Below are 8,291 nucleotides of genomic sequence, written 5' to 3' on the forward strand. Positions count from 1 at the left end.
GCAACACCTGATGAAGGAAAGCGACTTGGGCAGCGTACGCGGCAAGCGGATCCTGGTGACGGGCGGAGCGGGCACCATCGGCTCGAACCTGGTCGACCTGCTGGTGGAGCAGGGGGCGGAGCACGTCACCGTGCTCGACAACTTCGTGCGGGGACGGATGGCCAACCTGGCCACCGCCCTGCCGAGTGGGGTGGTGGAGGTCGTCGACGGGGACATTCGCGACGCCGACACCGTCCGTAAGGCGACGGAGGGCGCGGAGCTGGTCTTCCACCTCGCGGCGATCCGGATCACCCAGTGCGCCGAGGAGCCCCGCCTTGCCAACGAGGTGATGGTCGACGGCACCTTCAACGTGCTGGAGGCAGCCGTCCAGGCGGGCGTCGAGAAGCTGGTGGCGTCGTCCTCGGCCTCGCTCTACGGCCTGGCCGAGACCTTCCCGACCACCGAGCGCCACCACCCGTACAACAACGACACCTTCTACGGCGCGGCCAAGGCGTTCAACGAGGGCATGCTGCGCAGCTTCCACGCCATGTACGGGCTGGACTACGTGGCGCTGCGCTACTTCAACGTCTACGGCCCGCGGATGGACATCCACGGCCTCTACACCGAGGTGCTGATCCGCTGGATGGAGCGGATCGAGTCGGGGGAGCCGCCGCTGATCCTGGGCGACGGCACCCAGACCATGGACTTCGTCGACGTCCGCGACATCGCCCGCGCCAACCTGCTGGCCGCGGAGGCCGAGCTGACCGACGAGGTGTTCAACGTCGCCAGCGGCACCGAGACCAGCCTGCTGCAATTGGCGCAGGGCCTGCTGGAGGCCATGGGCTCGGACCTCACCCCGGTCCACGGCCCGGCCCGCGCGGTCAACGGCGTGACCAGGCGGCTCGCCGAGATCGAGAACGCGGCGCAGCGCCTCGGCTTCCGCGCGGAGATCGACCTGCCGACCGGCCTGTCCGACCTGGTCGGCTGGTGGCGGGGCGAGCGCGTCAAGGACGCCGCCGAGGTGACCGGGTGAGCGCGGCGGAGGACCGGATCCCGGTCATGGTGCCGTGGCTGGGCGAGGAGGAGGCCCAGGCGGCCGCCGACGCGGTCCGCTCCGGCTGGGTCGCGCAGGGCCCCAGGGTCGCGGCTTTCGAGCAGGCCTTCGCCGAGCGGGTCGGCGCCGGGTACGGCGTCGCCGTCAGCTCGTGCACCACCGCGCTGCACCTGTGCCTGGTCGCGCTCGGTCTCGGTCCCGGCGACGAGGTCGTGGTGCCGTCACTCTCCTTCGTCGCGACGGCCAACGCGGTCCGCTACGTCGGCGCGGAGCCGGTCTTCGCCGACGTGGAGGCGGCCACGGGCAACCTGACCGCCGAGACGATCGCCGCCGTGCGGACGGAGCGCACCCGCGCCGTCGTGCTCGTCCACCAGGGCGGCGTGCCCGCCGATGTCGAGGGCGTGCGGAAGGCCTGCGCCCAGTGGGACGTCGCCGTCGTGGAGGACGCCGCCTGCGCGATCGGCGCGACCGTCGCCGGCGGCCCGGTCGGCGCGGGCGCGCTGCTCGCCGCCTGGTCCTTCCACCCCCGCAAGGTGATCACCACCGGCGAGGGCGGCATGGTCACCACCGACGACCCCGAGGTCGCAGCCCGGCTGCGGCGCCTGCGCGAACACGGCATGAGCGCCTCCGCCGCCGAGCGCCACGCCAGCCGCACGCCGGTGCTGGAGCAGTACCTGGAGGTCGGTTTCAACTACCGGATGACCGACATCCAGGCCGCGGTCGGCCTGGTGCAGCTCGGTAAGCTGGACGGGATCGTGGCCCGGCGCCGGGCGCTCGCGGCCCGCTACGACGCGCTGCTCGCGCAGCGGGCGCCGGACCTGCGACCGGTGCGCGACCCGGCGCACGGGACGACCACCTTCCAGTCCTACTGGGTCCTCCCCGAGGACGGCTGGCCGCAGGGCCGCGACGCGGTGCTGGCGGGGCTGGCCGACGCCGGGATCTCGGCGCGGCGCGGCATCATGGCCGCCCACCTCGAACCCGCCTACGCCCAGCACCCGCACGCGGCGCTGCCGGTGACCGAGCGCGTCACCCGTGACTCGTTGATCCTGCCGCTCTTCCATGCCATGACGGAGTCCCAGCAGGACCGCGTGGTCGCGGCGCTGGTGACGGAGGCGCGGCGGTGAAGGGGCTGCTGATCGTCGGCGCGGGCGGCTTCGCGCGGGAGACCGCGCAGGCCGCGCGCGCCGCGCACGGCCCCGACGCGGTCCTGGCCCACCTCGACGACGACCCGGGCCGACACGGCACCGAGGTCGACGGGCTGCCGGTGCTCGGCGGCAGCGAGCTGGTGCACGCGCATCCGGACGCCCCGGTCGTGGTCTGCGTCGGCAACCCCCGCGACTGGGCGGGCCGTGCCCGCCTGGTCCGCCGCCTCGGGCTGCCGGAGCAGCGGTACGGGACGGTCGTCCACCCCACGGCGGCGGTCGCGGACAGCGCGAGCATCGGCCCCGGCTCGGTGCTGCTGGCCCACTGCGCGCTCACCGCGTCCGTGCGCGTGGGCGCGCACGTCGCGGTGATGCCGCAGGTCGTGCTGACGCACGACGACATGGTGGGGGACTTCGCCACGATCGCCTCCGGCGTCCGCGTCGGCGGCGGGGTGAGCGTCGACACGGGCGCGTACCTCGGCGCGGGCGCGCTGGTCCGTGAGGGGCTCACGGTCGGGGCCTGGTCCCAACTCGGCATGGGCGCCGTGCTGCTGGAGGACCTGCCGCCGGGCGAGGTCTGGCTCGGCGCTCCGGCGCGGAAGCATCGGCCGGTTCCGGATCACGTTCTGAATGAGTTGCCACCTGCCAGGGGCGCGGGGCTCTGCCGATCAGCGGCTCCGCCGCGGGGCGCGACAGGCCACCCACCCACGTAGAGCCCCGAACGCGCAGGGCCATCCGCTCGTCAGTGGTTGCTCGCGCCCACGCGGCGGAGCCGCACATCAGTAGAGCCTCGCGCCCCCAAAGACGAAAAGACAGGAGCTCACGTCGTATGGACCAGATCCCCCTCGTCGACCTCGGCGCCGCGCACGCGGAGATCGCTGACGAGATCCGCGCCGGGTTCGACCGGGTGCTGGCGCGCAGCGCGTTCATCGGTGGGGAGGAAGTCGCCGCCTTCGAGCGGGAGTACGCCGCGTTCGGGGGCGTCGCCCACTGCGTGGGCGTCGCGAACGGTACCGACGCCGTCGAGCTCGCGCTGCGGGCGGTCGGCGTCAGGGCCGGGGACGAGGTGGTGATGCCCGCGAACACCTTCATCGCGACCGCCGGAGCCGCCGCGCGTCTCGGCGCGGTGCCGGTGCTGGTGGACTGCCTGCCGGACAGCTTCCTGATCGACCCGGACGCGGCCCTCGCCGCCGTCGGCCCGGCCACCCGCGCCGTCGTGCCGGTGCACCTGTACGGGCAGCTCGCGCCTGCCGCCGAGCTCGCCGCGGCCCTGCCGGCGGGGGTTCCGGTCGTGGAGGACGCCGCCCAGAGCCAGGGCGCCACGCGGCACGGGCGGCACCCCGGCCAGGGCGGCATCGCCGCGACCAGCTTCTACCCGGGCAAGAACCTCGGTGCCTACGGCGACGCGGGCGCGGTGCTGACCGACGACGCCGAACTCGCCGCCACCGTGCGGTCGATGGCCAACCACGGGAGCACGGTCAAGTACCGCCACGACCTGGCCGGGTTCAACAGCCGCCTCGACGGCCTCCAGGCCGTGCCGCTGCGGGCCAAGCTCGCGCGCCTCGCCGGGTGGAACCAGGCGCGGCGCGACGCGGCCGCGCGCTACGCGGAGCTGCTGGCGGACCTCGCGGACGCCGGGCGGGTTCTGCTGCCGGGCACTGCGGAGGGCAACGAGCACGTCTGGCACCTCTACGTGGTGCGGGTGCCCGGCGCCGACCGGGACGCCGTCGTCGGCAAGCTGAACGCGGCCGGGATCGGCGCGGGGATCCACTACCCGACTCCGGTGCACCTCACGGAGGCCTTCGCCCATCTGGGACACGGGCGCGGCTCCTTCCCCCAGGCCGAGCGGGCCGGCGAGGAGATCCTCTCGCTGCCGCTCCACCCGCACCTGACCGCCGACCAGCAGCAGCGCGTCGTCGACGCACTGGCCGGCGCGCTGGGCTGACGGGAGCACCAACCCGCAGTCTCCGTACGACCGAGAGCACGGCACGACCGCAGGAACGGCGCCACCGCACGACAGCACAGCACCTTCGAGGAGATCTGGTCACGCGACGCCGGGAGGCGTCGTCCTCGCGCAAACGGCGTCAGGGCCCTGACCGCCGGCACCGCGCTCCGCCGCACGAACTGCTGTACCCCGGGGAAACCATGAAGAGCACCGTCCGAACCAGTCCACCGAGCCGCCGCGCCAGAATCCGCCTCGGCCTTCTCGCCGTGCTGGCCGTACTCGCAGGCTTGCTGCTGCCGTTCACCGCCGGCACCTCCGCCCACGCGGCCACCGACCCGTGCGGGAGCGGGTCCAATCCGATCGTCTGCGAGAACTCCAAGCCGGGCACGCCGATGTCCGACTGGTTCTCGCCCAACGCCTGGGGTGACATCCAGGGGTTCTCCACCCAGGAGAGCGTGACGCCCGGCTCCACCATCTCGTTCAAGATCCAGTCGCCGGTCACGTACCACGTCGAGATCTACCGGCTGGGCTACTACGGTGGTGACGGCGCGCGCGAGATGTCCACGGCCGCGCAGGCCGCGCAGACGTACCCGGCGAACTACGCCACCAAGGTCGCCTCCTGTACCACCAACGCCTCCGTCGGCCTGGTCGACTGCGGCAACTGGCCGGTGACGGCCAGCTGGACGGTGCCGAGCGACGCCGTGTCGGGGCTCTACATCGCCAACTTCGACCAGACGGACGGCAACGGGCTGATGCCCTACCCGTTCGTGGTCCGTGACGACTCCAGCCACTCGGCCATGGTCGTGCAGACCTCGGACGAGACCTGGCAGGCCTACAACATGTGGGGCGGCCAGAACCTCTACCAGGGCAACGGTCCCGCGCCCGACGGCCGCGCCTACCAGGTCAGCTACAACCGGCCGTTGGACGTCGGCGGTGACAACGGCGTCTACGGCTCGGAGTTCGAGATGATCTCCTGGCTGGAGCAGAACGGTTACGACGTCAGCTACCTCTCGGGCCTGGACGTGACGACCAACGGTTCGCTGCTGCTCAACCACAAGGTCTTCATGTCCTCGGGCCACGACGAGTACTGGAACCAGTCCCAGTGGGACAACGTGCTCGCCGCACGCAAGGCCGGGGTCAACGAGGCCTTCTTCAGCGGCAACGAGGTCTTCTGGAAGACCAGGCTCGCGCCCAGCATCGACGGGACCAACACCGCCAACCGGACCCTGGTCTGCTACAAGATGACCAAGCTGGAGTTCCCCACCCCGGACGGCGTGGCGGACCCCAGCGGCACCTGGACCGGCACCTGGATGGACCCGGCCAGTGCCAACTACGGCCAGCCCTACGAGCCGGAGAACCAGCTGACCGGATCCCTGTTCCAGGTCAACGGGTACCGCAGCGACGCCATCACCGTGCCGGGCTCCTACGCGAAGATGCGACTGTGGCGCAACACCTCGATCGCGAGCCTCACGCCCTCCCAGACCGCCGTCTTCCCGACCGGGACGCTCGGCTACGAGTGGGACAGCGACGTGGCCGACGCAAGCCGCCCGAGCGGTGAGATCGACATGTCCTCCACCACCGTGGACGTCGAGAACGGGACGCTGCGCGAGGACTGGGGCAACAACTACGGCAACGGCCTGGCCACGCACAGCCTGGTGGAGTTCCGCGACCCGACCTCGCACGCGCTCGTCTTCGGCTCCGGCACCGTCCAGTGGTCCTGGGGCCTGACCAACGTGCCGACCACCGGCACGCCGACGGTCACCGCGGACGCCCGCATGCAGCAGGCCACCGTCAACATCCTCGCCGACATGGGGTTGCAGCCGCTGACCCTGCAGGGCAACCTCGTCGCGGCGAGCGCTTCGACCGACACCGTCGGTCCGACCGTCACCGTGACCAGCCCGTCCTCCGGCAGCACCGTGGCGGCGCTGAAGCCGGTCACCGTGACCGGAACGGCGGTCGACAACGGCGGCGGCGTGGTCGCCCGCGTCGAGGTCTCCACCGACGGTGGCACCACCTGGAACCCCGCGACCGGGCTCACCTCGTGGAGCTACTCCTGGACGCCGACCGCCCAGGGATCGACGCAGATCCAGGTCCGCGCCGAGGACGACAGCGCCAACATCGGGGCGGTCGCCTCGGTGCCGCTGACCGTCGGCCCGCAGGCGTGCCCGTGCTCGATCTTCCCGGCCAGCTCCGTGCCCGGCACCGTCAACGCCGGTGACGGCAGCTCCGTCGAACTGGGCGTCAAGTTCCAGACCAGCAGCCCGGGGTCGATCACCGGGGTGCGCTTCTACAAGTCCACCGCCAACACCGGTACCCACATCGGCAACCTGTGGACCGCCTCCGGCCAGCTGCTGGCCACCGGCACGTTCACCAACGAGACCGCGTCCGGCTGGCAGCAGCTGAACTTCTCCTCGCCCGTGCCGGTCAAGGCCAACACCACCTACGTCGCCTCCTACTTCGCGCCAGGCGGCGGCTACTCCTACGACGGCGGCTACTTCAGCAACCAGGGCGCCGGCCTCGCGCCGCTGACCGCGGTGCAGAGCGGCGGCTCCTCCGGCGCCAACGGCGTCTACCACTACGGCTCGACCAGCGCCTTCCCCGCGACCGCTTCGAGTGGCAGCAACTACTGGGTGGACGTGGTGCTCGACACCTCGACGGCCAGCACCACGCCGCCCTCGGTCACGGTGAAGTCGCCCACCTCCGGAGCCACCGCCGTCTCGATCACCAGCCCGGTGTCGGCGACGTTCAACGAGAGCATCGACCAGACCACGCTGGCCTTCACCGTCAAGGACCCGAGCGGCAACGCCGTCCCGGGCACCGCGGCGGTGTCCTCGGGCAACGTGGCCACGTTCACCCCGTCCTCGCAGCTGGCGCTGAACACCGTCTACACCGCCTCGGTGCAGGTCTCCGACCTGTGGGGCAACGCCATGACCGCGCCGGTCACCTGGACGTTCACCACCAGTGCGACGCCGCCCGCGACCAACTGCCCCTGCTCCCTGTGGCCCTCCACCACCGTGCCGGGCACCACCGACGTCACCGCCGACCCCAACTCCCTGGAGCTGGGCGCCCGGTTCCAGGCGTCGGTCGCCGGCAACGTCACCGGCGTCACCTTCTACAAGGGCACCGGCAACACCGGCACCCACACCGGCAGCCTCTGGTCGTCCGCCGGCCAGCTGCTCGCCACCGGCACCTTCACCAACGAGACCGCGACGGGGTGGCAGACGCTCACCTTCGCGACCCCGGTCGCGATCAGCGCCAACACCGCCTACGTGGTCTCCTACCACGCGCCCAACGGCAACTACGCGGCCGACGAGGGCTACTTCGGTGGCGCCCACCTGGCCTACCCGCTGACCGCGCTCGCCGATCTGAGCGGTGCGCACAACGGGCTGTACCAGTACGGCACCTCCGCTTTCCCGACCGGCTCGTCCGGCTCGGCGAACTACTGGGTGAGCCCGGTCTTCTCGCCCAGTGGCACGCAGGGGGCGTCGGCCCGCACGGCCGTCGCCGGCGCCGGCGCCGTCGCACCGCTCACCGCGGCCGCGCCCGGCGGGCTGGTGCTCTCGGCCGCGCCGCTGAACGGCTCCGGCCGCGGGGCGACCACCACCGGACCGAACCGGATCGTGGACGCGGCACACCCGCTCACCGCGACCCTGCCCGCGGGCACCGACCCGGCGCACATCGACGCGGACATCAGCACCACCCCGTCCGTGGGCGACTGGCCGGACGACGACAGCTACACGGCCGTCGTCGGCTACAACCCGGTCACCCACCAGGTCAGCCTCCGGCCCGCCGGGCCACTGGCCTACGGCGTGGTCTACCGGATCACCCTGACCGCGGGGGACAAGCACGACCACACCCTCACCACCCGGACGTGGCTGCTGCACACCGGCTACCCGCGCCCGCACCTGCCGCACCACCCGGCGACCAACACGGTGACGTTCCCGCACTTCACGCAGTTCGCCGACTGGGTGCCCGGCCGTCTGGAGCCCGCCATCGGGTCCCCGACGCTGATCTGACCCACCCGCACCACCGTTTCCGTCCGTTTTGACTCAACCGGGCGGCGGGGGGGGCCGCCCCCCGGGCCGGGCCCCCCCCCCCCCCGGGGTTGGCCCCCCCGCCAGGAGGCGCGGCCCCGGGGCGTACCCCGCGAAACATTCGGGCCCAACCACGG

At 72.4% G+C, this 8,291-nt stretch carries 5 protein-coding genes; all 5 read left to right on the forward strand.

The genetic code is table 11. The features are described from left to right. The first annotated feature begins 25 nt into the window (after positions 1-25). The 5 genes from ABH931_RS24290 (at position 26) to ABH931_RS24310 (ending at position 8,136) form a co-directional block, all read left to right on the forward strand. Positions 26-1,012, forward strand: a complete 987-nt coding sequence (locus ABH931_RS24290) for an NAD-dependent epimerase/dehydratase family protein (RefSeq protein ID WP_370116941.1) — start codon at positions 26-28, stop codon at positions 1,010-1,012. Continuing rightward, the gene (locus tag ABH931_RS24295) at positions 1,009-2,157 is read left to right on the forward strand and encodes a DegT/DnrJ/EryC1/StrS family aminotransferase (RefSeq protein WP_370116944.1); all 1,149 of its coding nucleotides are present in this window, start codon (positions 1,009-1,011) and stop codon (positions 2,155-2,157) included. The genes ABH931_RS24290 and ABH931_RS24295 overlap by 4 nt, the downstream gene beginning before the upstream one ends. Then, positions 2,154-2,888 carry a NeuD/PglB/VioB family sugar acetyltransferase gene (locus ABH931_RS24300; protein WP_370116947.1) on the forward strand — a complete coding sequence of 245 codons (735 nt, stop codon included), beginning with the start codon at positions 2,154-2,156 and terminating at the stop codon, positions 2,886-2,888. Before ABH931_RS24295 ends, ABH931_RS24300 begins: the two co-directional genes overlap by 4 nt. A gap of 116 nt (positions 2,889-3,004) precedes the next feature. Continuing rightward, on the forward strand, positions 3,005-4,120 hold the full coding sequence (locus tag ABH931_RS24305; protein WP_370116949.1) for a DegT/DnrJ/EryC1/StrS family aminotransferase: 1,116 nt from the start codon (positions 3,005-3,007) through the stop codon (positions 4,118-4,120). Between the two features lie 200 nt (positions 4,121-4,320). Continuing rightward, positions 4,321-8,136, forward strand: coding sequence for a DUF4082 domain-containing protein (locus tag ABH931_RS24310; protein WP_370116951.1), 3,816 nt, complete (start codon positions 4,321-4,323; stop codon positions 8,134-8,136). Positions 8,137-8,291 lie beyond the last annotated feature (155 nt).

The sequence above is a fragment of the Streptacidiphilus sp. MAP12-33 genome (genome assembly GCF_041261265.1).
In the GTDB taxonomy this organism is placed as follows: domain Bacteria; phylum Actinomycetota; class Actinomycetes; order Streptomycetales; family Streptomycetaceae; genus Streptacidiphilus.